The organism is Amycolatopsis sp. NPDC059021 (assembly GCF_042739895.1).
In the GTDB taxonomy this organism is placed as follows: domain Bacteria; phylum Actinomycetota; class Actinomycetes; order Mycobacteriales; family Pseudonocardiaceae; genus Amycolatopsis.
In genome coordinates this window covers 1-24,926 of sequence record NZ_JBHYIQ010000078.1, presented here as the reverse complement: position 1 = coordinate 24,926, position 24,926 = coordinate 1, and the positions used below count along the sequence as shown (strand labels likewise).

At 71.1% G+C, this 24,926-nt stretch carries 25 protein-coding genes; 8 read left to right on the top strand and 17 right to left on the bottom strand.

Annotated elements, in window-relative coordinates; translation table 11 throughout:
• Positions 1–253: 253 nt before the first annotated feature.
• From ACFWX1_RS34685 to ACFWX1_RS34645, 9 genes are read right to left on the bottom strand one after another with little or no spacing between them, the layout of a single operon-like run.
• Positions 254–1,054, bottom strand: a complete 801-nt coding sequence (locus tag ACFWX1_RS34685) for an ABC transporter ATP-binding protein (protein WP_378394006.1) — start codon at positions 1,052–1,054, stop codon at positions 254–256.
• A complete protein-coding gene (locus ACFWX1_RS34680; RefSeq protein ID WP_378394005.1) occupies positions 1,051–2,076 on the bottom strand; it encodes a FecCD family ABC transporter permease in 1,026 nt (341 codons plus the stop codon). Before ACFWX1_RS34680 ends, ACFWX1_RS34685 begins: the two co-directional genes overlap by 4 nt.
• A gap of 20 nt (positions 2,077–2,096) precedes the next feature.
• Positions 2,097–3,122, bottom strand: coding sequence for a FecCD family ABC transporter permease (locus tag ACFWX1_RS34675; protein WP_378394004.1), 1,026 nt, complete (start codon positions 3,120–3,122; stop codon positions 2,097–2,099).
• Positions 3,119–4,111 (bottom strand): ABC transporter substrate-binding protein, encoded by a 993-nt coding sequence (locus tag ACFWX1_RS34670; RefSeq protein ID WP_378394025.1) that lies wholly within the window; start codon positions 4,109–4,111, stop codon positions 3,119–3,121. The genes ACFWX1_RS34675 and ACFWX1_RS34670 overlap by 4 nt, the downstream gene beginning before the upstream one ends.
• Before the next feature lie 40 nt (positions 4,112–4,151).
• Positions 4,152–5,018 carry a siderophore-interacting protein gene (locus ACFWX1_RS34665; RefSeq protein WP_378394003.1) on the bottom strand — a complete coding sequence of 289 codons (867 nt, stop codon included), beginning with the start codon at positions 5,016–5,018 and terminating at the stop codon, positions 4,152–4,154.
• On the bottom strand, positions 5,015–5,260 hold the full coding sequence (locus ACFWX1_RS34660; RefSeq protein ID WP_378394002.1) for a phosphopantetheine-binding protein: 246 nt from the start codon (positions 5,258–5,260) through the stop codon (positions 5,015–5,017). The genes ACFWX1_RS34665 and ACFWX1_RS34660 overlap by 4 nt, the downstream gene beginning before the upstream one ends.
• Positions 5,257–5,931: an isochorismatase family protein gene (locus ACFWX1_RS34655; RefSeq protein WP_378394001.1), complete on the bottom strand. Its 675-nt coding sequence runs from the start codon at positions 5,929–5,931 to the stop codon at positions 5,257–5,259. The genes ACFWX1_RS34660 and ACFWX1_RS34655 overlap by 4 nt, the downstream gene beginning before the upstream one ends.
• Positions 5,931–7,571: a (2,3-dihydroxybenzoyl)adenylate synthase gene (locus ACFWX1_RS34650; RefSeq protein ID WP_378394000.1), complete on the bottom strand. Its 1,641-nt coding sequence runs from the start codon at positions 7,569–7,571 to the stop codon at positions 5,931–5,933. Before ACFWX1_RS34650 ends, ACFWX1_RS34655 begins: the two co-directional genes overlap by 1 nt.
• On the bottom strand, positions 7,568–8,773 hold the full coding sequence (locus tag ACFWX1_RS34645) for an isochorismate synthase (RefSeq protein WP_378393999.1): 1,206 nt from the start codon (positions 8,771–8,773) through the stop codon (positions 7,568–7,570). Before ACFWX1_RS34645 ends, ACFWX1_RS34650 begins: the two co-directional genes overlap by 4 nt.
• 348 nt (positions 8,774–9,121) lie before the next feature.
• Here ACFWX1_RS34645 and ACFWX1_RS34640 point away from each other — a divergent pair, with 348 nt between their 5' ends.
• Positions 9,122–9,913 (top strand): 2,3-dihydro-2,3-dihydroxybenzoate dehydrogenase, encoded by a 792-nt coding sequence (locus tag ACFWX1_RS34640; protein WP_378393998.1) that lies wholly within the window; start codon positions 9,122–9,124, stop codon positions 9,911–9,913.
• Between the two features lie 13 nt (positions 9,914–9,926).
• On the opposite strand, the gene ACFWX1_RS34635 is transcribed toward ACFWX1_RS34640, so the two are convergent.
• The gene (locus ACFWX1_RS34635; RefSeq protein ID WP_378393997.1) at positions 9,927–11,537 is read right to left on the bottom strand and encodes a flavin monoamine oxidase family protein; all 1,611 of its coding nucleotides are present in this window, start codon (positions 11,535–11,537) and stop codon (positions 9,927–9,929) included.
• Between the two features lie 161 nt (positions 11,538–11,698).
• Here ACFWX1_RS34635 and ACFWX1_RS34630 point away from each other — a divergent pair, with 161 nt between their 5' ends.
• Entirely contained in the window at positions 11,699–12,130 is a 432-nt protein-coding gene (locus tag ACFWX1_RS34630; RefSeq protein ID WP_378393996.1) for a GyrI-like domain-containing protein, read from the top strand.
• Here ACFWX1_RS34630 and ACFWX1_RS34625 read toward each other — a convergent pair.
• Both ACFWX1_RS34625 and ACFWX1_RS34620 read right to left on the bottom strand, forming a co-directional pair.
• Positions 12,127–13,104: an MBL fold metallo-hydrolase gene (locus ACFWX1_RS34625; RefSeq protein ID WP_378393994.1), complete on the bottom strand. Its 978-nt coding sequence runs from the start codon at positions 13,102–13,104 to the stop codon at positions 12,127–12,129. The genes ACFWX1_RS34630 and ACFWX1_RS34625 overlap by 4 nt on opposite strands.
• Before the next feature lie 16 nt (positions 13,105–13,120).
• Positions 13,121–14,350, bottom strand: a complete 1,230-nt coding sequence (locus ACFWX1_RS34620) for an MFS transporter (protein WP_378393993.1) — start codon at positions 14,348–14,350, stop codon at positions 13,121–13,123.
• A 163-nt stretch (positions 14,351–14,513) separates the two neighbouring features.
• Between ACFWX1_RS34620 and ACFWX1_RS34615 the strand changes: the two genes are divergently transcribed.
• The gene (locus ACFWX1_RS34615) at positions 14,514–14,792 is read left to right on the top strand and encodes a hypothetical protein (RefSeq protein ID WP_378393992.1); all 279 of its coding nucleotides are present in this window, start codon (positions 14,514–14,516) and stop codon (positions 14,790–14,792) included.
• A 3-nt stretch (positions 14,793–14,795) separates the two neighbouring features.
• Here ACFWX1_RS34615 and ACFWX1_RS34610 read toward each other — a convergent pair whose 3' ends face one another.
• Positions 14,796–15,683: a LysR family transcriptional regulator gene (locus ACFWX1_RS34610; protein ID WP_378393991.1), complete on the bottom strand. Its 888-nt coding sequence runs from the start codon at positions 15,681–15,683 to the stop codon at positions 14,796–14,798.
• Between the two features lie 79 nt (positions 15,684–15,762).
• Between ACFWX1_RS34610 and ACFWX1_RS34605 the strand changes: the two genes are divergently transcribed.
• Positions 15,763–16,695, top strand: a complete 933-nt coding sequence (locus ACFWX1_RS34605; protein WP_378393989.1) for an EamA family transporter — start codon at positions 15,763–15,765, stop codon at positions 16,693–16,695.
• Entirely contained in the window at positions 16,692–17,324 is a 633-nt protein-coding gene (locus tag ACFWX1_RS34600; RefSeq protein ID WP_378393988.1) for an NAD(P)-dependent oxidoreductase, read from the top strand. Before ACFWX1_RS34605 ends, ACFWX1_RS34600 begins: the two co-directional genes overlap by 4 nt.
• Here ACFWX1_RS34600 and ACFWX1_RS34595 read toward each other — a convergent pair.
• The 4 genes from ACFWX1_RS34595 to ACFWX1_RS34580 form a co-directional block, all read right to left on the bottom strand.
• The gene (locus ACFWX1_RS34595; protein WP_378393987.1) at positions 17,318–18,214 is read right to left on the bottom strand and encodes an alpha/beta fold hydrolase; all 897 of its coding nucleotides are present in this window, start codon (positions 18,212–18,214) and stop codon (positions 17,318–17,320) included. The genes ACFWX1_RS34600 and ACFWX1_RS34595 overlap by 7 nt on opposite strands.
• An 87-nt stretch (positions 18,215–18,301) precedes the next feature.
• The gene (locus ACFWX1_RS34590; RefSeq protein WP_378393986.1) at positions 18,302–20,833 is read right to left on the bottom strand and encodes an ABC transporter permease; all 2,532 of its coding nucleotides are present in this window, start codon (positions 20,831–20,833) and stop codon (positions 18,302–18,304) included.
• The gene (locus ACFWX1_RS34585; RefSeq protein WP_378393985.1) at positions 20,830–21,624 is read right to left on the bottom strand and encodes an ABC transporter ATP-binding protein; all 795 of its coding nucleotides are present in this window, start codon (positions 21,622–21,624) and stop codon (positions 20,830–20,832) included. Before ACFWX1_RS34585 ends, ACFWX1_RS34590 begins: the two co-directional genes overlap by 4 nt.
• Before the next feature lie 48 nt (positions 21,625–21,672).
• The gene (locus ACFWX1_RS34580; protein ID WP_378393984.1) at positions 21,673–22,464 is read right to left on the bottom strand and encodes a TetR/AcrR family transcriptional regulator; all 792 of its coding nucleotides are present in this window, start codon (positions 22,462–22,464) and stop codon (positions 21,673–21,675) included.
• Between the two features lie 165 nt (positions 22,465–22,629).
• Here ACFWX1_RS34580 and ACFWX1_RS34575 point away from each other — a divergent pair, with 165 nt between their 5' ends.
• From ACFWX1_RS34575 to ACFWX1_RS34565, 3 genes are read left to right on the top strand one after another with little or no spacing between them, the layout of a single operon-like run.
• On the top strand, positions 22,630–23,613 hold the full coding sequence (locus ACFWX1_RS34575) for an ATP-binding cassette domain-containing protein (protein WP_378393982.1): 984 nt from the start codon (positions 22,630–22,632) through the stop codon (positions 23,611–23,613).
• A complete protein-coding gene (locus tag ACFWX1_RS34570; RefSeq protein WP_378393981.1) occupies positions 23,613–24,407 on the top strand; it encodes an ABC transporter permease in 795 nt (264 codons plus the stop codon). The genes ACFWX1_RS34575 and ACFWX1_RS34570 overlap by 1 nt, the downstream gene beginning before the upstream one ends.
• Entirely contained in the window at positions 24,404–24,907 is a 504-nt protein-coding gene (locus ACFWX1_RS34565; protein WP_378393980.1) for an FkbM family methyltransferase, read from the top strand. The genes ACFWX1_RS34570 and ACFWX1_RS34565 overlap by 4 nt, the downstream gene beginning before the upstream one ends.
• Positions 24,908–24,926 lie beyond the last annotated feature (19 nt).

Genomic DNA, 24,926 nt, shown 5'->3' with positions numbered 1-24,926 from the left:
CAAAAGTGTGGCGCCTCACGCGGTGGGCGTTGCGCCCAATTGGGGATTGGGGTGTGTTGCCCCCCCCCACCGCAACTTGGGGGCGCTCTCGGTGCGGCGGATGCGGCATCCGTTGCCGCCGGGTGGGTGCCCCGAACGACGCGTACGAGACGTCCAGCGTCCCCAACGGAGCGTTCGAGACATCGGTCCCGGCGGCCGAGACCGGCACCGCGGTGGCCACCGCGGGCGAAGGATCAGGCGCGGGCATGGCGGATCACGGGCACGCGTCGAGGTTCGGGACCACCATGGGCGTGCCCGTCACCGGATCCGGCACCACCACGCACGGCAGGTCGAAGACCTCCTTGAGCAACGCCTCGTCCACAATGGACGCCGCAGTGCCCTCGGCGACGATGTGACCGTCCTTCATCGCCACCAGGTGATCGGCGTACCGGCAGGCCTGGTTGATGTCGTGCAGGACCGCGACGATGGTGCGGCCCTCGTCGCGCAGCCGCGCGAGCAGGGCCAGCAGCTGGTACTGATGCGTGATGTCGAGGAACGACGTGGGCTCGTCGAGCAGCAGGTACGGCGTCTCCTGGGCCAGCACCATCGCGATCCACACCCGCTGCCGCTGGCCACCGGACAGCTCGTGCACGCCCCGCTCGGCGAGATCGGCCACGCCCGCGGCTTCCATCGCCCCGGTCACGGCGCGTTCGTCCACTTCGGACCACGCGGCGAGCAGCGACTGGTGCGGGAAGCGCCCGCGCGCCACGAGCTGCCGGACCTTGATGTTCTCCGGGGCCACCGGATCCTGCGGCAGGAACCCGAGTTCGCGCGCCAGCGCCTTGGTCGGGTACGCGCCCACCTCGCGGTCGTCGAACCGCACGGCCCCCTCCGCCGGCCGCAGCAGCCGGACGAACGCCCGCAGCAGCGTCGACTTCCCGCAGGCGTTGGGTCCCACGATCGCGGTGAACGCGCCGTCGGGAATGCCGAGGCTCAGCCGGGTCGACACCACCCGCTCGCCGTAGCGCAGTGTCAGGTCCCGCGCTGCCAGCCGAGTACCGGTCCGCTCGCTCACGAACGCCTCACTTCCTTGGTCAGCAACCAGATCAGGTAACAGCCGCCGATCGCGGCGCTGACCACGCCGACCGGCAGCGACACCGGCGCCAGCAGCATCTGCGCGATCAGGTCGGCGCCCTGCAACAGCACCGCGCCGGTCAGCGCGGCCGGGAGCAGCGGCACCCCGGGCGCCTTGGCCAGCCTCCGGCCGATCTGCGGCGCGGCCAGCGCGATGAAGACGATCGGCCCGGCCACGGCGGTCACCGTCGCCGTGCAGCCGACGCCGACGAGCACCATCAGCAGCCGCAGCCCGCCGAGGCCGACGCCGCTGGTCACCGCGAGGTCGTCGCCCAGTGCCGCCTGGTGCATGGCGTGCGACCGGGTCGTCATCACGGCCAGCAGCACGGCGATGATCGCGAACGGCAGTACGACCTTCGGCCAGCCGATGCCGTTGAGCGAGCCCGCGTGCCAGCCCACCGCCGCGATCGCGACGTCGAGGTCCGCGCGCAGCACGATCCAGGAGTTGAGCGCGGTGATCATCGCGTTCATCGCGACCCCGATCACCACCAGCCGCAGCCCGGAAAGCCCGCCCCGCATCGACAGCAGGTAGATCACGGCCGCCACCACCAGGCCGCCCAACACCGAACTCAGCGCGAGCGTCCCGGCCGCCCCGCCCAGCACGGTCAGCGCGACGAGCGCGCCGGTGTAGGCGCCGGCGTCGAGGCCGATGACGTCCGGGCTGCCCATCGGATTCCGGGTCAGGTTCTGGAAAATCGCCCCGGCCACGCCCAGCGCGGCGCCGAAGACGAGCCCGGCCAGCACGCGCGGCAGCCGCCAGTCCCGGATGACGACGACCGAGTCGCCGTATCCGCCGAGCGCGGCGAACACCTCGCCGGGATTCGCCCACGAGGCCCCGAAACACAGGCCGAGCAGCCCGAGCCCGAGCATCACCACGACCAGCGACGCCGCCAGCACGAGCGTCCGCCGCTCGGCCCGGATCGCGGCCCCCCGCCACACGACGACGTTCACAGCGGTTTTCACGGTGGTTTTCGCAGCGGTTTTCACAGTGCCGCCACCCCGTACTTCCGCACGGCCCAGATGAGCGCCGGGGCACCGAGGAACGCGGTCACGATCGCGACCGGCACCTCGCCGGTCGGCAGCAGCACCCGCGAACCGATGTCGGCGACGAGCAGCAGGATCGGCGCCAGGACCATCGTGTAGGCCAGCAGCCACGGCACCGAACCCGTGGCGAGGCGGCGGGCCAGATGCGGGACGATCAGGCCGACGAACAGGATCGGCCCCGCCACCGCCGTCGCCGCCCCGGTGAGCGCGGTGATCAGGACGAGCGTGGTGAGCCGCACCCGCGCGACGTTCGTGCCCAGCGTGTGCGCGACCGTCTCGCCGAGCGCGACGGCGTTGAGCGACCGGCTCAGCAGCAGGGCCCCGATCAGCGCGAGGCCGATCACCACCATCGGCAGCAGCAGCGGCGCCTGTTCCCGTCCCGCCAGCGAACCGACCGACCAGAAGCGGTACTGGTCGAGGACGTCGGGGAACATCAGCCGCATCCCGAGCGTGAGCCCGTTCAGCACCGCGGTGAGCGCCACGCCGGAGAGCACCAGCCGCAGCGGCGACTGGCGGCCGACCGAGTAGACCAGCACCGCGGCCAGCACCGAACCCAGTACGGCGAACGCGAGCTGTCCGGCCTGCGACGCGGCCGCGCCGAGCGCGGAGCCCAGGGTGACCGCGAACCCGGCGCCCGAGGTCACCCCGAGGATGCCGGGCTCGGCGAGCGGGTTGCGCGACAACGTCTGGATCAGCGCGCCCGCGACGCCCAGCGCGGCGCCGACGGCGATGGCGAGCAATGCCCGCGGCGCGCGGACGTCCCGGACGATCGTCTGGTCGCTCGAGCCGCCGGGGCCGCTGTAGGACACGAGCGCGCGCACGACCTCACCGGGTGCGACGGCGTGAGCGCCGATGCCGATGCTGACCACGGCCACCAGCGCGAGCGCCACCAGCGCGGCGATCAGGACGGTGGTCCGCTTGACGCCGGGGGCCGCCGTGGTACCCGCCTGCCGCGTGACCGTCACTTCGCCAGCAGCGGCGCGAACGCCTTGTCGACCGCGTCCAGGGTCATCATGGCGCCCTTGTAGGTCGCGGCCTCGGTGTAGCGGAACGGATAGACCTTCCCGGCCTTCACCGCGGGCAGGTTCTTCCACAGTGGAGAGTCCAAAACGTACTGAACGGCGGGCGGGACGGAGCCGTCGGCCTTGACCGAATAGGTGATCGCGTCGGCCTCGGCGAACGCGGTCGGCAGTTCCTCGATGGACGGGTACTCGCTGACGTCCTTCGAACCGCCGCCCTTCTTCTTGACCTGGCCGTAGTAGTTCGCGCCGGCGTCCTGGGCGATGTTGGTGCCCCACGAGCCGTTGAACTCGCGCTGGAAGTTGCCCTTCGCGACCTCGCCGTACGCGCCGACGTGGCCGAGCTTCAGCTGCGGCAGCACGGCCTTGTACTTGGCGGCGACCTGATCGGCCTTGGCCTTGTACTCGGCCTGCGTGCGGTCGAAGTTCGCCAGCGCGCCCGCGGCGTCGGCCTGACGGCGGGACAGCTCACGCCACGCGGACGGGACCGTCGGGCCGATCGCCACCACCGGCGCCACGGCCTTGAGCCGGTTGACGTCGATGTCCTTCAGCACCGGCGCGGGCACGCCGATGACGATGAGGTCGGGCTTGGCGTTCGCGATAGCCTCGTAGTTCGTCTCGGCCGCCTGCTCCCCCGCGACCTTCTTGAGGCCGTCGTAGGTGGCCTTGTCCTCCGGGGTCATCAGCGGGATCCCGCGCGCCCACGTGGAAATCCCGACCAACGGCGCCCCGGCCTCGATCAGCGCGGGCACCGCGTACCCGGTGGCGACGACGCGCTGCGGCTTGGCGGGGATGGTGATCTGGCCGTTGTCCGCGGCGAAGACCCGCGTCCCGCCCCCGGCCGCCGGGGCACCGTTCGACGCGCAGCCGGTGACGGCCACGGTGAGCGACAGCGCCAAGGCGCCGAGGAGACGGAGTGAACGGCCAGCACGCATCTTTGTTTCCTTGGTCGATTTGTCCTCAGTGGACAGTTGGTCAGTGGTCATGGTGTTCCTCGTGGTCGTCGTCGAAGTCGGCGACACCGCGCTTCCAGTAGCCGGTGATGTCGTGATCACCCTTGGCCAGCCGCAGTTCGTCGCGCACCCAGCGGCGCAACGGCTTGAGCTGCCCGGCCTCGCCGGCGATCCAGACGTAGACCCGCTCGCCCTCGGGCACGGTGACGGCACGGACGGCGCGTTCCAGCTGATCGCCGGTGCCCGGCGGCCTGCCATCGCAGTACAGCCAGCGCACTTCGACGTCCTCGGGCGCGGAAAGCTCGATCTCGCACGAGGAATCGGGCACCTCGATGAATGCCCAGCCCGCCGCGGTGCGCGGCAGTTCTTCGAGCCAGCGCGCGATCGCGGGCAAGGCCGTGAGGTCGCCCGCGAGCAGGTAGCGGTCGTAGCTGTGCGGGACGATCAGCCCGCCGGGCGGTCCCGCGACATGGACGACCTCTCCCGGCTCGACGGCTCGTGCCCAGTCCGCGCCGAGACCGCCGTCGTGCAGCGCGACGTCGATGTCGAGTTCACCGGACACCGCGTCGTAGCGGCGCACGGTGTACTCCCGCGACGTCGGCGACGGACGCGGCCAGCGCAGCATCTGCCCGTCCTGCTCCGGCAGCCGGAGCATCCCGTCGGGCTCGGGGAAGAGCAGTTTGACGTGCTCGTCCGGCGAATGCGCCTCGAACCCCTCGACGCCGGAACCGCCCAGGGTGACCCGGACCAGCCCCGCGCCGACCATCGTGGTGCGCAGCACCTCGGCCGCGCGGATCCGGATCGGGTAGCCGACCTTCTCGGCGCTCGTGCCCGCCCGGACCTCCGCGATCCGTTCGTGGTGGCGATGCCGGTGATCGACGCGGCTCACGGCTTCTCCCCGGCCAGCAACGCCGTCCAGTGCCCGAGTTCGGGCCGCTCGGCCAGATCCGGGAACTCCAGGTTCGCCGCGCCCGCCGCGCGCCATCGTTCGATGAGGCTCATGATCCGCACGGAGTCCAGCCCGCGGTCGAGCAGGTTCTCCTCAGGCGACACCTCGGCGGGATCGCAGCCGAGCAGACCGGCGATGTCGGCGCGGATGCGGTCGGCGGACAGGGCGGGGATTTCGCTCATCGTGGTGCTCCTGCGGGGATCGGCGCCGTCAGCGCGGCCAGCGCGACGGCGGTGGTGGTGACGGCACCGCAGCGCTGCGCGACGTACTCGCAGGCCTGGTCGTGCCGCTCCCGGGAAAAATCGGCGACGGCGTCGGCGACCAGGAACGGCCGGACGTCGCGCATGAACGCCTCGACGGCGGTCGCCTGGCAGCCGATGTGCGCGTAGACACCGGTGATCAGCAGCTGATCGCGCCCCCGTGCGGCGAGCTGCTCGGCGAACGCGCTGCGCTGGAACGCGCTGTAACGCCATTTGGCCACCACGGTGTCACCCTCGGCCGGGGCGAGCTCGTCGACGATGTCCGCGGCGCGCGGGTCGGCGTCGATCACCGCGCCGATCCCGTCGCCCCAGAACTCGGTCAGCAGACCGCGGTCGGGAGCGTCCTGACGGCCCGGCTGCGCGGTGTAGAACACCGGGATCGCGCGCTCGCGGCACGCCGCGATGAGCGCGGCGATGTTCGCCGTCACCTCGGGCACCGGCGCGCCCGCGTACGGGGCGAGGAAGTACCGCTGCATGTCGTGGACCAGCAGCGCAGCCCGCACCGGATCGGGCGACCAGTCCACCCGCCCCGCGGGCAGCTCCGCCACGTCCGGCAGCGGATACGGCCGGATTTTCGGCAGGGACACCGACATCACCCCTTCTCGGCGAGGGCCGCCAGTGCCGCCCGCAGTTCGCGTTTGCTGGTCTTGCCGACGCCGGTCACCGGGAACGCGTCGACGACGAGGACGAGATCGGGCACCTTGAACGCCGCCACGCCCCGTTCCCGCACGAAGCGGCGCAGCTCGGGCGCCGTGGGCACGGAACCCGCGGTGGGCACCACGTAGGCACAGGTCCGCTCGCCCAGGTATTCGTCGGGCACCCCGACGACGGCCGCGTCGAGCACGTCCGGATGAGCCATCAGATGGTTCTCGACCTCTTCGGCCGCGAGCTTTTCGCCGCCCCGGTTGATCTGTTCCTTCGTCCGGCCGACGACCTCGACGTGCCCCGTCGGGCCGCGCCGTACCAGGTCGCCGGTCCGGTAGAAACCGTCCTCGGTGAACGCCGTCGCGTTGTGCGCGGCCGCGCGGTAGTAGCCGCGGATCGTGTAGGGGCCCCGGGTCAGCAACGCGCCGATCTCGCCTGGCGCCACCACGTCGCCGGAGGACGCCGCCGGGTTGTCCGGGTCGACGACGCGGATTTCGTCGTCGAGCGAGATGGGACGGCCTTGCGTACCAAGGACAAGCTCGTCGGGATCGTCGAGCCGGGTGTAGCAGACCAGGCCCTCGGCCATCCCGAACACCTGCTGCAGCCGGCAGCCCAGCGCGGGCCCGATGCGCTCGGCCAGCTCACGGCCGCATTTGGCGCCGCCGACCAGCAGAGTGTCCAAACTGGACAGATCGCGTCCGGTGCGTGCCGCGGCCTGCACCCAGGCGGCGGCCAGCGGCGGCACCACGCCGGTGATCGTCACCCGCTCGGACTCGATCAGCCGGAAAGCGGTGTCCGGATCGGGCCGGGGAGCCAGCACGCTCGCCGCGCCCGCGTGCAGCGCGCCGAGCACGCCCGGCGAGCTGAGCGGGTAGTTGTGCGACACCGGCAGCGCGGCCAGGTACACGCTTTCCGGGCGCAGCGCGCAGATGCGGGCGCTTTCCCGGACGCTGTAGAGGTAATCGTCGTGCGTGCGCGGGATGAGCTTCGGCAGCCCGGTGCTCCCGCCGGACAGCTGCAGGAACGCGACCCCCTCCGGATCGGGGTCGGGCAGCTCGCGGGGCGCGGTCGCGGCCAGGTCGTCGAACTCCGAAGACCCGACGATCAGCACCTGCCGCACCGACTCCACGTCGGCCGCCACGGCACGCGCGGTTGCCGCGTGGTCGTGCCGTTCGTGCTCCGCGACGGTGATGATCGCGGCCGCCTCGGTCTGCGTGGCGAAATGCCGCAGTTCGCTGTCCCGGTGCGCCGGCAGGGCGAACACCGGCCAGGCGCCCGCGCGCCATAACCCGAACACCACCGGCATGAAGTCCGGGATGTTCGGCAGCTGCAGCACCACCCGATCACCCGGCACGATCCCGGACTCGGCGAGGCCCGCCGCGATCCGGTGCGCGCGCTCGTCCAGTTCGGCGAACGTCCAGCGTTCGAGCCGCCCATCGCGCTCCCCCACGACCGCGGTGCGTTCGGCGTAGGCCGCCGTCACCGACGTCAGCAGTGCGCCGAAAGTCTGTCCCCGCCAGTAGCTGGACGCGCGATACCGGGCGGCGACCTCGGGCGGCCAGGCGACGTGGTCCGGACCCGCGTTCACGCCGCGCCCTCCAGTCCGAGCGCACGCAGCAGCGTACGGAATTTCGCGCTCGTCTCGGCGAGTTCGGCCTCCGGATCCGAACCCGCGACGATCCCGGCACCCGCGAAAAGCCGGACGGTGCGGTCACACACCTCGGCGCTGCGGATGGTCACCGCCCACTCGCCGTCACCGTCCACATCGGACCAGCCGACCAGTCCCGCGTAGTAGCCGCGATCCTCCGGTTCCAGCTCCGCGATCGCGGCGTAGGCGGGCGCGGTGGGCACGCCGCACACGGCGGGCGTCGGATGCAGCGCTTCGGCCAGCGCCAAGGAAGACGACCCGGGATCGGCGGGATTCCTGAGCCGTCCGGTGATCCGGCTCGACAGGTGCCACATCGTCGGGGTGCCGATCACCTCGGGTTCGGCGGGAACGTCGAGGTCCGCGCAGAACCGGCTCAGCACGTCGCCGACCTGCGCCGAGACGTGGGCGTGCTCGCGACGGTCCTTCGCCGACGCCAGCAGTGTCGCGATCCGCCGCCGGTTTTCGGCGTCGTCGGCCGAACGCGGCAGTGATCCCGCCAGCGGGTTGGCCACCACCGTGTCGCCACGCCGGGACACCAGCAACTCCGGGCTCGCCCCGGTGAGCGTGCGCGTGGCCGGGTCCCCCGCCGCCGTGACGTCGACGGCGAACGCGTACGCGGCGGGGTCCGCCCGCACCAGCCGGGTCAGCAACGACGGCACCGAGACCGGGGCGTCGGCCGTCAGCTCCAGGCCACGGGCGAGCACCACCTTGTCCAGCCCGCCCGCGCCGATGAGGTCGAGCGCGCCGCGGACGCCGTCCGCATACGCCCGCGGCTCGGGCCGCGGCGTCACCGACCACGTCGTCGCCCCGAACCCCGCCGGCGTGTCGGCGGCCGCGGAGCGTTCCGGCGCTCCCGCGCGCCGCACCACGGCGGGAATCACGAGGCTGGCTTCCGCGTCCGGCCGGAACCCGATCGCGCCGGCCACCACCGGCTCGGTGACGCCGAGTGCCTCCGCCTTCCCGAGCGCTTCGGCCGCCGCGTGGGACCAGGACCCCGTCCCCCGCCGGACGGACACGCGCACGCCGTCGGCGAGCAGCGATCCCCTCGGCGAGGAGAAGTAGAACGAGCCCGGCAGGTAGGCGGCGAGCAGATCGGCCGCCCGGTGTACGGGTCTCGGCCGGACCAACGCGGGTGAAGACACGTCGAGATTCCTTTCGGACATCGCGAAATCGGGGACCGGAACGGAAATCACACGATCAACGACCGAGCGTGACGAATTCCGGCGTGCGCGATCGCTCGCGATCGGGGAGCGGAAATCGTTGCCGGGCAAGCGCTCGAGACGCCTTCACGAAGGTTCGACCGCCCGGGTTCCACCGCATCGTCCGCTCCAAGATCGTCAATTGGTTAGGCTAACCTAATTCACAAACGGGACAGAAGTCCACCGTGTCGCGTGCGTGCCAGGTCACAACAGCCACCCGGCCAGGACCCCAGGCTCCCGCCACGATTAGGTTAACCTAACCAAAGTTGCCACGGTAGAGAGGTGTTCGAGATGGTGCCGCCGACACACGAAGACACGGGACTCGCGGGCAAGATCGCCGTGGTGACCGGGGCCGCCCGCGGGATCGGCGCCGCGGTCGTGGCGGGCCTCGTCCGCGCGGGCGCGACCGTCGCCGCGGTGGACATCGACGCCGACGGCCTGGCGGACTCCGCCGCGCGAATGGGCGCACAGGTTCACCCGTTTCCCGCGGATGTAAGCGATTCCGCGGCCGTGGCGCGGGTCGTCGATGCGGTGGAACGGGATCTCGGGCCGATCGGCGTCGGCGTCTCGGTGGCCGGGGTGCTGCGGCCGGGTTCGATCTGCGAAACCACCGACGAGGACTGGTCGAGGACGTTCGCGGTCAACACCACCGGCGTTTTCGTGGTACTGCGCGAGATCGCGCGCCGGATGGTCCCCCGCCGGGCCGGGACACTGGTCACCGTCGCCTCGAACGCCGCCGGGGTGCCCCGCATGGGCATGGGCGCCTACGCCGCGTCCAAGGCCGCCGCGACGATGCTGACCCGCTGTCTCGGGCTCGAGGTCGCCGGGCACGGGATCCGCTGCAACGTGGTCTCCCCCGGTTCGACCGACACGCCCATGCAGCGTCTACTGTGGACGGACGAGAACGACGCCGCCCGGGTGATCGCCGGTTCCCCCGAACAGTTCCGCGTCGGCATCCCCCTCGGCCGGATCGCCGACCCCGCCGACATCGCCGACGCCGTGCTCTTCCTGGCCTCCCCTCGCGCGCGGCACATCACCATGCAGGAGCTGTACGTCGACGGCGGGGCGACGCTGCGCGCGTGAGCAAACCGTTCCGTCAGGGCGCGGACAGCACGCGCTTGTGCAGAGCGGTGACCACCTGACGGGCGGACTCGAACGCACCGGCCTGCCACGAGAAGAGATAGGAGAGCCAGTCACCGGAGAAGTAGACGCGCCCCGCGGGCTGGTTGAGCAGCTGATAGGCCGGGGTACGGAAGGGCGGCATCGTCCACGCGGCCTCGATGTGCGGCACGCGGCGCCAGGCGACCGAGAACGAGCTGGCGAGTTCGGTCCGGAACTTCGCGCCGTGGATCTTCGCGCCCTGGGCCACCGCCAGGAGTTCGCGCTCCTTCGGGGAGAGCTTCTCGTACTTCTCGGCGGGTCCGTCGTCGGACTGGTAGCCGACGAGGATGCCGGTACGGCCGTGGTGCCCGTGGGACGGGTACCAGATCTCGCTGATGTCCAGATCGGTCCAGGTGATACCGCCGTAAATCCGGTGGTCGGTCTCCCACCAGCGGCTCGCGTAGTCCAGGCCGATCTTGCCCGCCACCACGCGGCGGTCGCGGTAGGTGGCGAGCGCGGCCTGCACCTCGGCACCGAGGTTGTGCGGGATCCCGGCGAGCAGATGCGGGGGCAGGGCCGCGACGCAGTAGTCGGCGGTCAGTTCCCGGTCGCGGCCGTCCGCCGTGCGGTAGGTGACCGCAACTCCCCGGTCACCGCCGGAGATCCGGGTGACCCGGCTGCCGGTGCGGATCCGCTCCCTGCCGATCGCCGTGGTCAGCGCACACGGGATCCGGTCCATGCCGCCGACCGGCTGGAACATGAGCATCGCCTGGTCGTAGTCGAGTTCCTCGAAGAAGTAGCGGCCCACCCCGCTGGCGAAGACCTCGGACAGCGACGGCACCGGGCCGAGTACCGTCCCCTCGTTCGCTCCGGCACCGGGATTCACCGAATAGCCCCGTCTGCTGCTTCCGGTGTACACCCGTCCCGTGCCCTTGTCGCCGATCACGCCCCACTCGTGCAGGAAATCGAGCAGCCGCTCCTTGTCGGCCGCGGTCAGTTCGGCGTCCAGCGCGCCGCGATCGGTCGCCTTGGCGAGCAGTTCGCTGACGTAGCCGTACACGTCCGCCTGCGCGGTCCGATGCCGCTGCGGGGCCTTCATCCCGGCGGATTCGTTGTAGCTGTAGGCATTCGCGTTGGTATTCGTGAACACCTCGACCGGCACCCCCAGTTCGCGGCAGTAGTCGAGGGTGACCATCCACTGCGCGATCCGCGCCGGGCCCGCGTTCAGATAGCCGTCGCCCGCGAACTTCGCCACCTGGGCGACGCCGCCGAGTTCGGTGTGTCCGGTGCCGTTCCGGACCGTGAAGTTCCGGCCGCCGATCCTGTTCTGCGCCTCCAGTACCGTGCAGTCGTACCCCGCCTTTCCGAGTTCGTAGGCGCAGGCCAGGCCCGTGATCCCGGCGCCGAGGATCACGACCTTCGCCGCGGCCCTGCCGGACAACGTGAAATCCGACTTCCGGGGTGCCTCAAAGGAATCGGCCCGCGCGGTCGGGGCCAGGCCCAGCGCCCCCATCGTCGCGAACATCGTGCCCGCCCCGCCCGCCGCACCCACCGCGGACAGGAACCGTCTTCTGCTGATCCCGGTGCGCCCCGCGTCGTCCGTCATCGACGATTCCCCCTCTTTTGCGAATTCCCCCGGTAATCGGAGGAGAACATACCGTCGGCGCCGAATATCGGTCCAGCGAAAGACAATTCCCGCCGAACAGTGCTCCGTTCGCCGCACCCGGCTCGCCGGAAATTGTCGGTGCCGTCTGGTTCCCTTGGCCCATGACGACTTCCGTGCTGCACTCCCCGCCCGCCCGTATCCATCGCCAGGACGTCACCGTGCTGGAACAGACCACCGCCGACGAGCTGCCCCGGATCCAGGAACTCTGGCCGTCCTTCGAGCGGCTCGTCGGGCTGCGCGGGCGCAAGACGTACGCCCGGATCGACGAACGCGCGGGCACCTACACCGTGTGCACGCCGGTCAAGCCGGAGGACCGGCCGGACAGCTTCGGCCTGCGGACCGGTGTCCTGCCCGGCGGCCGGTACCTGCGCGGGAGCCTCGTCGGCGAACCACCCGGGATCTACGAACGGATCGGTGCCGGGATGGCCGAACTCCAGGCGGCCGCGGAAGCCGACGAAACACGGCCGCTCGTCGAGTTCTACCGCAGGCACGACCACATCGAGCTGTGGCTGCCGATCCGGTCAGGACACTAGAACACCTGCCGCAGATCGGCCGCCACCACCAGCGGACTGCGCCACGCGCCCCGGCAGGACCGTTCCCACTCCGCGTCGGTGACCGGCCCGAAGGACACCAGGTGAGTCAGCACCAGATTGCCCGCCTTCGCTTCCAGCGCCACGTTCGCGACCTGTTCGTTCGTGGTGTGCGAGGCCAGGAGATGCTCCTTCAGCCGCGTCTCGGTGGGTTGCGCGGCCAGCAGTTTGTCCAGCGACGGCAGGTGAAGCACCTCGTGCACGAGCCAGTCCGCGCCCTGGGCCAGGCGGACGACGGCGTCGAACGGGGTGGTGTCGCCGGAAAACACGACCGAGCCGTACCGGGTGTCGAAGCGCAGCGCGTACGACTCGGTGACCGGCGGGTGGTTGTTCCGCGCGGCCGTGACCCGTACCAGCTCGTCCCGGTAGACCTCGCCGTCGCCGGCGAACTCCCGCGCCTCGGCGAGCCCGCGCGGATCCGGCAGGCCCTGGTCGGCGATCCGGAGGTCGATGTCGAAGCGGTTCATCGCCAGATAGCCCGCCAGCATGTCCTTCATGCCCGGCGGCGCGTGGAAACCGATCCGGTGCGTGAGGTTCGCGTTCCAGGCCGCGTTCAGCAGGTTCCCGAACTCCAGGTTGTGGTCGGAATGGTGATGCGTGATGAACACCGCGCGCACGGCGGACAATTCGAGCCCGGCGAGCACGAGCTGACGGCTCACGCCCATCCCGCAGTCCACCACGTAGACCACGCCGTCGACGATCAGCGCGTTGGCCGGGTTGCTCCGGTCGGACCGCAGGGTCGGACCGCCCTTCGTCCCCAGGGTCACCAGGTGCATCCCGGTCTTCGGGACCGGCGGGGTCCCCGACGGCCGCTGCTGCTGTCGTTCGGAGGGCGAACAAGCGCCGAGCGCGAGCAGCCCGGACGCGACACCCCCGCCCAGGATTCCCCGCCGTGACAAGGCTTTCCGCCGTCCCATGCGCACTCCTCGACGTTCACCGGGTGGCCGTATCCGTCAACTGGGCCACCGCGAGTTCGGTTTCCCGGAACGAAGCGGGCGAGACCGCCCGCCACACCGCCGCGGTCGCGGCGAACTGCACGAACGCCGCCATCACCCACACACCCCGCAGCGTCCAGTGCGCGGCGACGAAACCCCCGGCCAGCGCGCCCAGCGGGGTCAGGCCCCAGGCCAGCGCGCGGTGACTGGTCAGCACCCTGCCGAGCAGGGCGGGCGGGGTGAACCGCTGCCGGACCGACTGCGAGCACACGTTCCACACCAGCACCGTGGCGGTCAGGAACACCAGGACGAGCCCGATGGCCACCGGCCACGGCGGCAGGACGGCGATCAGCACCATCACCACGACGTTGGCGGCCTGGCCGAACCGCATCGACCACGAGTACCCCAGGCGTTCGACGACACGCTGGACCACGAACGACGACACGACCCAGCCGACCGCCATACAGGCGAGCAGTACCCCGTACCCGACGGCGCCGACGTGCAGCACCTGCGTCGCGTAGAGCACGAACATCGCGTTGGACGCGCTCGCCGCGAACGAACCGAGCGCGACGCTGATCGTCACCGATCGCAACAGCGGCGTGCCGACCAGGTACCGCAGCCCCGCCCCGATGCCCCGCAGCGGATGCACTCCCGACACCGGCGCGGGAGCCGAACGCATTCCCCGCGCCAGCACGAACGCCGCCACCGCGAACGCGCCGGCCAGCCACGCGGGCAGGCCGGCGCCGAGCGACAGCAGCAGCCCGGTCACCGGCGGGACGATGAACTGGACGACACCGCGGTCGATCACCTGCAGGCGCGCGTTGGCCGAGGCGAGCTTCTCCGGCGCCACGATCTCCGGTACCAGCGCGCCACTGGCGCCGTCGCCGAGCACCTGCGCCGAGGTGATCACGAACGCGACCGTCATCAGCACCGGCAGGCTCAGCAGGCCCGCCGAACCGGACACGGCCAGCGCGAGCGCCGCGGCCACCTGGACCGCATACGCCCACGCGAGCACCGTGGTCCGCCGGAACCGGTCGATCACCACACCGGCGAGCAGCGAGAACAGCAGCCACGGCGCCTGGCCGACGACGTTGACCAGCGAGACCTGACGCGGGTCCGTCGTGATCGACACCGCCAGCAGCGGCAACGCGGCCAGCAACAGCCCTTCGCACGCCGAACCGGACACCGCCACCGCCTGCATGCGCACCCACCTGCCCGTCCCCGCCATGATCGCCAGTCTGCCGAACCCCGGCACGCGGGCGAACAGGTTTTCGCGTACTCCCCCGGATGGCTCAGCCCCATCGGAGGGTCCACAGTGGACGGCGGCCGCCCCGCGCGGCGAACAGCGCTATCGTCGGGGTGGACGGACCGGACCGGAAACGGAGCAGACGATGAGCGAGAACGACGCCGGGCGCCAGGACGCGGCGGCACTGCCCTCCTCCGGCACCCCGGAGATCCCCGAACCGGACTACACCGAAGCGGGAGTGCCGGGCTTCGACTACGTGCGGGACCGGATCGAGAAGCGGTACACCACCGCGATCGGCTCGACCGAGCTCGCCGGGATCGGCGGCGAGGAAACCGTCGAAACGCTGGACAAGAAGATCGCCGAACGGGACGAGGCCGCCAAGGACAAGCTGGCCGAGATCCGCAGGCAGCTGCGCGGCGAGTAACCCTCAGCCGTCGAGCTCGCCGGCCCGGACCCCCAGCCCGGTGAGGAACGCGGTCGCGGCGGGCGTGCGGCTGAACCGGCTCCACACCAGGTATTCGACCCGGCCCGGCGCGTCGGTCACCGGGACGGTGACCACGCCGCTGAGCCGGGGTGTGTAGGTCGACGGGAGCATGGCGACGCCGAGACCCTGCTGGATGAGCCGGGCCATGAGATCCGCGGCGGTCACCTCGAGGGCGACGTCGCGGGTCAGCCCGGCGGCGGCGAACGCCTGGTCCGACTGCGCCCGGCCCGCCGTCCCCGCCGGGAAGTCCACGAACACCTCGGCGGACAGCCTGCGCAGGTCGACGTCCGCTTCCCCGGCGAGCGCGTGCTCCGGCGGGACGACGGCGACGAGACGATCGCGGGCCAGTTCGTGGGTGTGGACGCCTTCGGGTCGCGCGGTGGTGGGCAGGCCGAGAAAGGCGGCGTCGAGCGTGCCCTGCTTGACCTGCTCGACGAGTTCCTCACTGGCGCCGACCCGGAGACCGATGCGCACCCGCGGATAGCTTCCGCAGAACTCGCGCAGCACGGCCGGGATGTCCACGGCCGCGACGGTGGGGATCACGCCGACGGTGAGCCGTCCCCGCACCTCGCCGACCGCGGCGGCCACCTCGGCGGCGGCACGTTCGGCGGCGTCCAGGCACTGGCGGGCGGCGGGCAGGAAGGCCGCCCCGGCCGCGGTGAGCCGCACCCGGCGGCTGGTGCGGTCGAAGAGCCGGGCCCCGAGTTCCCGTTCCAGGCGCGCGATCTGGTGACTGAGCGCCGATTGGACGACGAGGCAGCGCTCGGCGGCGCGGGTGAAGCTGGTCGTCTCGGCGACGGCGACGACGTACCGCATCTGCTGGAGTTCCACGGATCTATCGTGCATCACGATCGATCCGGTGACAAACATGTATTGGACTCATCATGCCTGGTCAGCTGAGACTGGGAGCATGCGAAACCAGACGATCTCCCCCGCCTCGGGCGGCGTGCTCGCCCGTACCGCGATGACCGCGTTCGCCCCGATGGTGTGGGGCACGACCTACGTGGTCACCACCGAACTCCTCCCGCCGGGACACCCGCTGTTCGCCGGGCTCCTGCGCGCGTTGCCCGCCGGGCTGATCACGCTGGCGTTCACCCGGGTCCTGCCGCGCGGAACGTGGTGGCTGAAGGCGGCGGTGCTCGGCGTGCTGAACATCGGGCTGTTCTTCCCGCTGCTGTTCACCGCGGCCGAACGCCTGCCGGGCGGCGTCGCCGCCACGCTGGGCGCGACGCAGCCGATGATCGTCGCCGTTCTGGCCGTGCTCATCCTGCGCGAGCGCCCCTCCGGCAGGCGGTTCGTGTGGGGCGCTGTCGGCGTCGTCGGGGTCGGTCTCGTGGTGATCGGGCCGAACGCGGCATTCGACTTCGCCGGGATCGTGGCCGGCCTCGGCGGCGCGGCCTCGATGGCGCTCGGGATCACCCTCACCAAACGCTGGGGACGGCCCGAGGGCGTCGGCCCGACCGCGTTCGCCGGCTGGCAGCTCACCGCGGGCGGCCTGTTCCTGCTGCCCGTCACGTTCCTCGTCGAGGGCGCGCCGCCCGCGATCGACGGAGGTGCGGCGCTCGGCTACCTGTGGCTCGGCCTGATCGGCGGGCTGCTGTCCTACGTGCTGTGGTTCCGCGGCATCACCACGTTGCCGGTCAACTCGGTCGCCGTCCTCGGGCTGCTCTCGCCGATGGTCGCCGCACTGCTCGGCGCGCTCGTGCTCGGCCAGACGCTCGGCCCGGTCCAGCTCGTGGGTTTCGCGCTCGCACTCGCCTCGATCGTCGCGGCACAGCTCGCCCCGCGCACTCGTCCGGACGCGCCGGTGCGCGACCTGGTCACGGAAGGGACCGTCCGATGAGGATCGTCGTCATCGGCGCGAACGGCATGGTCGGTTCGCGCGTCGCCGGGGAAGCCACCCGCCGGAGTCATCGGACCACCGCGGTCTTCCGCGGCGAACCGCCCGCTTCGCTGCCCGCCGGGATCACCGCCGCCCAAGGTGACGCGACCGACCGCGACCGTATGCGTGGCCTGTTCACCGGCGCCGACGCCGTCGTCGCGGCGACCCGTCCCGCACCCGGGCACGAGAACATGGCCGCGCCGACCACGACGGCGCTCCTGGACGCCGCCTCGGCGGCGGGCACCCGGCTCCTCCTCGTCGGCGGCGCCGGTCCACTGTGGACTCCGGGGCGGCCGGGCCTCGCGGTGCTCGACAACCCGGACTACGTACCCGTCGCGTGGCGCGCCATCGCCGCGGCCAGCGTCGCGCAACTGGACGCCTGCCGGGCGCATTCCGCGGACTGGATCTACCTCAGCCCGCCCGCGCTCCTCGAACCCGGGCCACGCACCGGAACCTACCGGCGCGGCGGCACGACGCTCGTCACGACCGCGGACGGCACGTCCCGGATCTCCGCGGAGGATCTCGCCGTCGCCGTGCTCGACGAACTCGAAAACCCCGGTGAGGACAGGCATTTCACCGTCGGCTACTGAACTCCGCCCGGATCCTCTTCGGACGGCAAGACCAGACGGCGGATCTCGGCGGCGATGAGGCCGGGTTCGGTCGCCGGCACCATGTGCCCCGATTCCCTGGCGTGGACGTGCCTGCCGCGGGCCGACCGCGTCGCGCGGTACTCGTGGGACGCGGTCGCCGCGTCCCGGACCCGCCCGCCCATCCCCGGCGAGGTCAGCGCGCCGGAGATCACCGTGACCGGAATGCCGGGCAGCTCCGGCGGATTTTCCCGCAACGCCAGCAGATCCGGGACCACCGAGGCCAGTTCGGCGGCACGGGTGCGCAGGGTGCCGACGGTGAACCCTTCCGCTCGCATGTCGCGTCGGGCGTCCTCCGGCAACGCCGCGAGCAGCCCGCGATAGGCGAACCCCAGCAACCCGGCGCGAGCCAGCGTCGAGCTGACCACCTGCCCGATCTTCTCGGCCCGGCGCAGGGCGGGGCGGAAAAGGAGGTCGCAGGACTCGTCGCTCGGATCGACCAGCACCAGCCCCGCGATCCGGCCGGGCCGGGCCCCCGCGGCGAGCCGCACGATCGGGCCGCCCCAGCTGTGCCCGGCAAGGACGAACGGCCCCGGTCCGAGATGGTCGAGCAGCTCGCCCAGATCCGCGGCCAGCCGGCCGACCGGCCGCGGCCGCGGATCGGGTGCGCTGCGGCCGAGCCCGCTGCGGTCGTAGACCACCGCGGGAGCCCATTCGGCCACCGCCGCCTGGACCGGCGCCCAGTACGACCGGCTCGCGGCGAGGCCGCCCTCGAAGACCACGGTCGGCACGCGGGCATCCGGCGGACCGGGAAGGCGCATGAAGAACAACTCGCGTCCGTCCCGGGTCGGTGCGGTTCCCGCGGTTCCCTGACTGTGCCGCACCTGCTTCACGCTCCCTCTCCCGGATTCCGAGCTACCCAGGAGAGGCTAACCTGATCTCCGTTCTCTTCCTTCGCGTGTCGGCTTCCGGTCAGCGGATCACTCCACCGCGACGGAATCGATGGGCCTGCTCCTCAGTGCCAGCAGGCTGGGGACATAGGTCGCGAGGACGGTGAGGGCGACGGTGAATCCGGCGACGGCGAGATAGATCCAGACCGGCCCGCTCGGCAGCACCGTGTCGAAGCGGGCGATGAGGAACGGCAGCAGGCCGACCAGTCCGGCGAGGGTGCCGAGAATGACGCCGCCGAGCGCGACGATGAGGCTCTCGGCGCCCGCCATGCGCAGGACCTGGTGCCGGGTGAAACCGGCGAGGCGTTGCAGGCCGAACTCGCGGCGGCGGCGTGCGGTCGCGGTGGTGAGCGCGTTGGCCGCGGCGAGCGCGCCGTAGCTGATGACCACCCCGACCACCAGGTAGATGGCCAGCACCTGGACGTTGAAGCCCTCCGAGTACGACTCCGCGAGCACCTCGCGGTCGGCCACCACGGCGCCGGGAACCGAACCGGCCCATGTGGACAGTGCGGCGGTGAGAGCCGCGGTGCTCACCCCCGGCTCGGCCCGCACCATGATGGTCGTGGGGCGGCCGGCGGTGGTGTGGGCGGCGAGCAGGTCGGCCGGGACGAGGATGCGCTCGAACGTCGGCTTGGCCGTGAAGAGGGCGACCACGCGCGCGTCCACCCGGGCACCGTCGCCGAGATGGAGGGTGATCGTGTCGCCGACGGTGCGATGGAGGGCGTCCGCGTGTGCCTGCGACAGGGCCACCGTGTTACCGCTGAGCCCGGTCAAGGTGCCCGCGGTCAGGTCGACCGCGGTCGTGTCGAGCGCGCCCTTCGCGGTGATGCCCTGCAGCTGCCAGCCCTCCCCGGTCTGTTCGGTGTCCGCCGGGCTTTCGACGTAACCGACGCTGGTCACGAACTCCGACGCGGCGGCCACGCCCGGTATCCGGTTCACCTCGTCGAGGGCGCCGTCGGCGAAACCACCCGCCGGCGCCGTGATCGCGGCGTCGGCACGCAGGTTCTCCGTGTAGATCGTCTTGGCCATGACGACTTCGCTCGTACCCATGTACAGATCCGCGGTGGCGACGCCGATGAGCAGCATGACCGGCGTGAGCACCCCGACGGTGCGGGCCACCCGGACCTTGGTGTTCAGCGCCGCCATCCGGCCGGCGACGCCGCCGATGACCCGCACCGGCCACGCCACCACCCGCAGCACCGGGCGCAGCACGACCGGGCCGAGCAGGGCAAGGCCGAGGACGAACATGATCGTCGTCGAACCCGCCGTGCTCGCCGAGAGCGGGCCCTTCAGGAACACCATCGTGGTGACGATCAGCGAGATGCACGACGTGAAGCTGAGCGCCGCGAGCACGATGCGCAGCTTGCCGATCGAGCGCTGCGGCTGCTCCACCTCGCCGAGTGCCTCGGTGGGGCGGATGCTGACCGCGCGGCGGGAGGCGATGTAGGCGGAGACGACCGTCGCGACGACCGCCACGAGCGCGGTGACCAGGACCGGCAGCCAGCTGTGCTGGAACCGCATCTGCGGCGCGGCCACGTCACCGGTGACGAGCCGGTCGAAGATCCACCGGCTCAGGTACGGGCTCGGCAGCACGGCGAGCGCGGTGGCGACCAGCGACAGCAGCACGGTTTCCACGAGGATCATCCGCCGCAGTTGTCCCGGGGTCGCGCCGACGGCGCGCAGCAGCGCCATCTCACGGTGACGCTGTTGCACGGCGAGCGACAGCGGGGAGGCGACACCGAGGATGGCGACCACGAGGACCATCGCGCCGAAGACGGCCGCGACGATCTGCAGGCCGATGGTCCGGCTCTGCGCGTTCGGGAACTCGGCCAGGCCCCGTTCGTCACCGGTACGCACGACCGCCTTGGCGTCCCGGACGGCCGAGCCGACCGCACGCTCCAGGGCCGTCTGGTCCGCCCCGGGAGCGGGCAGCACCGCGATGGCGTCGACCTTGCCCGCGGCGGGCAGCGCGGCCAGCGCCTCCCGCTCGGGCAGGAAGAACGTTTCGGTGGCGGCGACGCCGGTGGCCGTGGCGGTGCCGGAAACCTTCACCGTGGCGGTCTTGCCGCCGGTCGTCATGGTGACGGTGTCCCCGACGCCCGCGTGGAGGTGCTCGGCCAGCGCGGCCGTCAGGACCACCTCGTCCGGCCGCGGTGCCCCACCTGCGACGAGCGTGTACGGCGCCAGCCCCGCGGTCGCCCACGAGTGGCCGGAAACGGGCACCGTCGTGTCCCGTGTGGACAGTGCGGAACCGAACGAGACATCCGGCACCGCGCCGGCCACCCCCGGCACGGCGGCGATGGTGCCGGCCAGCCCGGCGTCGAGCCGGACCCGCTCGGTCAGTGTCCCGCTGTCGCCCGCCGGGAGGGTGTATTCCTGATCGCCGGACACCACCAGCGGAGCCCCGGCCAGCCGCTGCGGCGGGACCGCGGCGCGCACACCGGTCTCCAGCAGGCCGCCCCAGGCCATGATGAGCAGCGAGCCGAGGATCATCGCCACGAAACTGGCGAGAAAACCGGTCCACCGGAAACGCAGCGTGCGCAGCACGAGCCGGATCATCATGCCATCCTCCCGGGGGGAACGCCCTGAGCCGTCCTGCGGCTGTAGAACCCGAGCCGTGTCAACCGGTCCGCCACCACGTCGACCGTCGGCGCGGTCAGCTCTCCCGCGACCTGGCCGTCGGCGAGGAACACGACGCGGTCGGTGTAGGAAGCGGCCACCGGATCGTGGGTGACCATGACGACGGTCTGCTGTTCCTCGCGCACCGCCTCCCGCAGCAGCGTCAGTACCTCGCCCGCGGTCCTGCTGTCCAGCGCGCCGGTCGGCTCGTCCGCGAAGATGACGTCGGGCCTGGTGATCAGGGCACGGGCGATCGCCACGCGCTGCTGCTGGCCGCCGGAAAGCTGACTGGGCAAGTGATCGAGGCGGTTGCCCAGTCCCACCCGTTCCAGTCCGCGTCTGACCAGCGACGGATCGGCTCCGCGCCCGGCCAGCTCCAACGGCAGGGCCACGTTCTGCGCGGCGGTGAGCGCGGGGAGCAGGTTGAATGCCTGGAAGACGAACCCGATCCGGTCCCGGCGCAGCTTGGTCAGCGCGGTCTCCGGCAGTGTCGTCAGTTCCACGTCCTTGAGCATGACCGAGCCCGACGTGGGACGGTCCAGCCCGGCCGCGCAGTGCAGCAGCGTGCTCTTGCCGGAGCCGGACGGCCCCATCACGGCCATGAATGTGCGGGCGGGCAGATCCATCGTGACACCGTCGAGCGCTACGACCGCGTTGCCGCCTCCGCCATAACGCTTGTACACCTTGGACAACCGCGCGACCGTGTCTACCGCGTAGCCGCCGGAAACGTTCATGACTTGCGTTCCCCCCAACCTGGTCTGGTTTTCGTGAAGTTCTCTGTCCTATTCAGACTTTCGTGTGGTCCGGCGGTTCTTGCGGCGCAGCGCCAGGACATACGTCTCCATCCCGTCGAGCAGGCGCTGCAGGCCGAACTCCACGGCGGGCCACACGTCGGAACCTTCCAAAGCGCCTTCCTCGGCGCCGTCGCCTGCCGCCCCGTCCTCCGGGAAGTGCTCACGCACGAGCTCGGCGAGCGTCGGATACTCGTCCTGGTTCAGGATCGCGTCGAGAACCTGGGTGTACCCGAGGCTCATCGGCACCAGATCGGCGGACAACCGGGCCAGGTCACGGACCGCGCTGGAGACGAACATGGTCAGCGGGACCACGTCCCGGTGCGGGATACCGACTCCCCACAGCGATTTGATCAGTGCCTCGAACCAGGCGAGCTGATTGGGGCCGATCGGGGGATTCCGGATCTGCACCTCCGGCAACCACGGATGCAGCTGGTACACCGCCCAGAGTTCACGCACCCATTGCTCGACCCCGGCTCGCCAGTCGCCGTCCCGGACCTCCGTTCCGGACGGGCGGCCGCTCGCGGTGTCCACCATGAGGTCGAGCAGCTGCGTCTTGCCCGGCACGTAGCGGTACAGCGACATGGTGGAGAATCCGAGGTCCGTCGCGACCCGCTGCATCGACAACGCGTCCAGCCCCTCGGCGTCCACGATGCGGATACTGATGTCGATGATCTTCTCGAGGCTCAGCCCCGGCCGCGTGCCGCTGCCGGCACGTTGCCTGTTGGGCCACAACAGATCCAGACTGCGATCGACGTCATCGACATTGTTTTCCGCTGGCAATCCAGCACCACCCATCGAGCAATTGTCATCGAGCGATTGTGTACGTCATGCACAAGATGTGTACAGACTACACAAACTGGCGTATGTTGTACACATCACGCCCGCAGACCTCTTCGCGAGACCGGCGTCCAGCCGATCACCGGGCACTCAGGGGGAAGGGAAATCATGGCTGAAGACCGCTATCCCATCCAGCTTCAGGGGGTCGGCAAGTCGTTCGGCAGCGTCCAGGTGCTGCGCGGAATCGACCTGACCGTCCCCCGCGGCACCATGTTCGCCCTGCTCGGGCCGAACGGCGCCGGGAAGACCACGCTGGTCCGCATCCTGACCACCCTGCTCGACCTCGACGGGGGCACGGCCAGGATCAACGGCTGCGACGTGGCCACCCAGCCGGCCGCCGTCCGCCGGTCGCTGGGCCTCACCGGCCAGTACGCCGCCGTGGACAAACTGCTCACCGGCCGGGAAAACCTGATCATGATGGGCAGGCTCTACCGGCTGCGCCGTGCCGAGGCCATCGCCCGCGCCGAAGAGCTGCTGGAGCAGTTCGATCTGCGGGACGCGGCGCGCCGGCGGGTGAAGACGTACTCCGGCGGCATGCGCCGCAGGCTGGATCTCGCGATCAGCCTGATCGCCGCGCCGCCGATCGTCTTCCTGGACGAGCCGACCACCGGCCTGGACCCCCGGGGCCGCGCGACGATGTGGGACGCCATCCGGATGCTGCTCCGTGACGGCGTGACCATCTTCCTCACCACACAGTATCTGGAGGAAGCCGATCAGCTGGCGGACAACGTCGGCGTGCTGGACGGCGGCCGGATCATCGCCGAGGGCACGCCGCAGCGGCTCAAGCACCAGGTCGGTGCGGAACGGCTGGAGCTGGGCTTCGCCGACGACGCGACCTTGCGCGCGGCCATGACGGCGATCGAGGGCCAGGGTGTGCCGCAGGAGGACAAGCAGCACACGCTCAGCCTCCCGCTGCACGACGCGCGGCATCTGAAGTCGCTCCTCGACCGGCTCGAATCGTCCGATGTGGACATCAAGACCATCGCCATCGCGCAGCCGACACTCGACGACGTCTTCCTCACCCTGACCGGCAAGACGCACACCGACACCGAGGAGGCGGGCCTTCCCGCCGCGGAGAGGGTGAACTCCTGATGACGACGGCAGTCACGGCGGGCGGATCGAGGCTGGGCTGGGCCCTCAACGACACGATCGTGCTGATCGGCCGCAGTATCAAGCACATCACCCGCAATCCCGAGCAGATCGTCGTGGCCACCCTGCTGCCACTGGTGCAGTTGCTGGTGTTCCGCTATCTGTTCGGCGGAGCCATCAACACCGGTGAGGTCGGCTACGCGAGCTACGTCATCGCGGGCCTGGTCGTCATCAGCGTCGCCTTCAACGTCTCGCACACCGCGCTGAGCGTGTCCAACGACCTGGCCGAGGGCATCGTCGAGCGGTTCCGGTCCATGCCGGTGATCAGCACCGGAGTACTGACCAGCCATGTCGTGGCGTCGATGCTCCGGCACGTCATTTCGATTGCCGTCATCGTTCTCGTCGGCCTCGTCATCGGATTCGAACCGCGCGCCGGCCTCACCGGCTGGCTGGGCGCGCTCGGCCTGCTGCTGTTGTTCGCGCTCGCGGTGTCGTGGCTCGGCGTCATTTTCGCGGTGGTCACGAAATCGCCGGAGGGCGCGACCGGGCTGAGCCTGATCATCGTGTTCGTACCGTACGCCAGCAGCGCGTTCGTACCGCCGTCGACCATGCCCGCGATCCTGCGCGGCATCGTGGACAACCAGCCGATGACGCCGCTCATCGACTCGGTCCGCGGCCTGCTGCTCGCTATGCCGATCGGCGGCTCCGGCTGGCTCGCCGTGGCGTGGTGGACCGGCATCCTGCTGGTCAGCATCCCGGTGTCGGCGGTGCTGTTCCGCCGTCGTCCCCTGCAATGAGGACCCTCGCCCTCCCGGACGGCCGGATGGTGTCCTGCACCAACGAGTTCACCGCGGCCGGAGTGCTCAAGGAGTTCACCGACGGCGAGTACGCCCGGTGCCTGGAGCACCTGCGTCCCGGCGACACGATCATCGACGTCGGTGGCCACGTGGGACTGACCGCGCTGCTGATCGCCGGCCACGTTCCGGGCGCCCGTGTCATCGCCTGCGAACCCGCCCCACCCACGTTTGCCTGCCTGCGGCGCAACTTCGCGCGGCATCTGCCCGGCAGTGTGGCGGTGAACGCCGCCGTCGGCGCCGAACCGGGCACCGCCGTGCTCACCTACTACCCGCACAGCGAGGTCATGACCACGCTGCACGTGAACGAGGCCGACGACCACCGCAACATGGAGGCCGCGCTCACCGGTTTCGGCGTGACCGACGCCGGCGAGGGGGGGGGGGGGGGGTTTACGGACCCCGGGGGGGCGGGGGGTGGGGGGGGGGGGGGTGTTATAAAATAAGAAACTCGCGCGGCGGCAA

Excerpts from the sequence above, each read along its gene's own strand:
- ACFWX1_RS34670 (WP_378394025.1), bottom strand. The coding sequence starts at position 4,111 with ATGCGTGCTGGCCGTTCACTCCGTCTCCTCGGCGCCTTGGCGCTGTCG.
- ACFWX1_RS34660 (WP_378394002.1), bottom strand. The coding sequence starts at position 5,260 with ATGAGCGAAATCCCCGCCCTGTCCGCCGACCGCATCCGCGCCGACATC.
- ACFWX1_RS34655 (WP_378394001.1), bottom strand. The coding sequence starts at position 5,931 with ATGTCGGTGTCCCTGCCGAAAATCCGGCCGTATCCGCTGCCGGACGTG.
- ACFWX1_RS34640 (WP_378393998.1), top strand. The coding sequence starts at position 9,122 with ATGGTGCCGCCGACACACGAAGACACGGGACTCGCGGGCAAGATCGCC.
- ACFWX1_RS34635 (WP_378393997.1), bottom strand. The coding sequence starts at position 11,537 with ATGACGGACGACGCGGGGCGCACCGGGATCAGCAGAAGACGGTTCCTG.
- ACFWX1_RS34630 (WP_378393996.1), top strand. The coding sequence starts at position 11,699 with ATGACGACTTCCGTGCTGCACTCCCCGCCCGCCCGTATCCATCGCCAG.
- ACFWX1_RS34625 (WP_378393994.1), bottom strand. The coding sequence starts at position 13,104 with ATGGGACGGCGGAAAGCCTTGTCACGGCGGGGAATCCTGGGCGGGGGT.
- ACFWX1_RS34620 (WP_378393993.1), bottom strand. The coding sequence starts at position 14,350 with ATGGCGGGGACGGGCAGGTGGGTGCGCATGCAGGCGGTGGCGGTGTCC.
- ACFWX1_RS34615 (WP_378393992.1), top strand. The coding sequence starts at position 14,514 with ATGAGCGAGAACGACGCCGGGCGCCAGGACGCGGCGGCACTGCCCTCC.
- ACFWX1_RS34605 (WP_378393989.1), top strand. The coding sequence starts at position 15,763 with ATGCGAAACCAGACGATCTCCCCCGCCTCGGGCGGCGTGCTCGCCCGT.
- ACFWX1_RS34600 (WP_378393988.1), top strand. The coding sequence starts at position 16,692 with ATGAGGATCGTCGTCATCGGCGCGAACGGCATGGTCGGTTCGCGCGTC.
- ACFWX1_RS34590 (WP_378393986.1), bottom strand. The coding sequence starts at position 20,833 with ATGATGATCCGGCTCGTGCTGCGCACGCTGCGTTTCCGGTGGACCGGT.
- ACFWX1_RS34585 (WP_378393985.1), bottom strand. The coding sequence starts at position 21,624 with ATGAACGTTTCCGGCGGCTACGCGGTAGACACGGTCGCGCGGTTGTCC.
- ACFWX1_RS34575 (WP_378393982.1), top strand. The coding sequence starts at position 22,630 with ATGGCTGAAGACCGCTATCCCATCCAGCTTCAGGGGGTCGGCAAGTCG.
- ACFWX1_RS34570 (WP_378393981.1), top strand. The coding sequence starts at position 23,613 with ATGACGACGGCAGTCACGGCGGGCGGATCGAGGCTGGGCTGGGCCCTC.
- ACFWX1_RS34565 (WP_378393980.1), top strand. The coding sequence starts at position 24,404 with ATGAGGACCCTCGCCCTCCCGGACGGCCGGATGGTGTCCTGCACCAAC.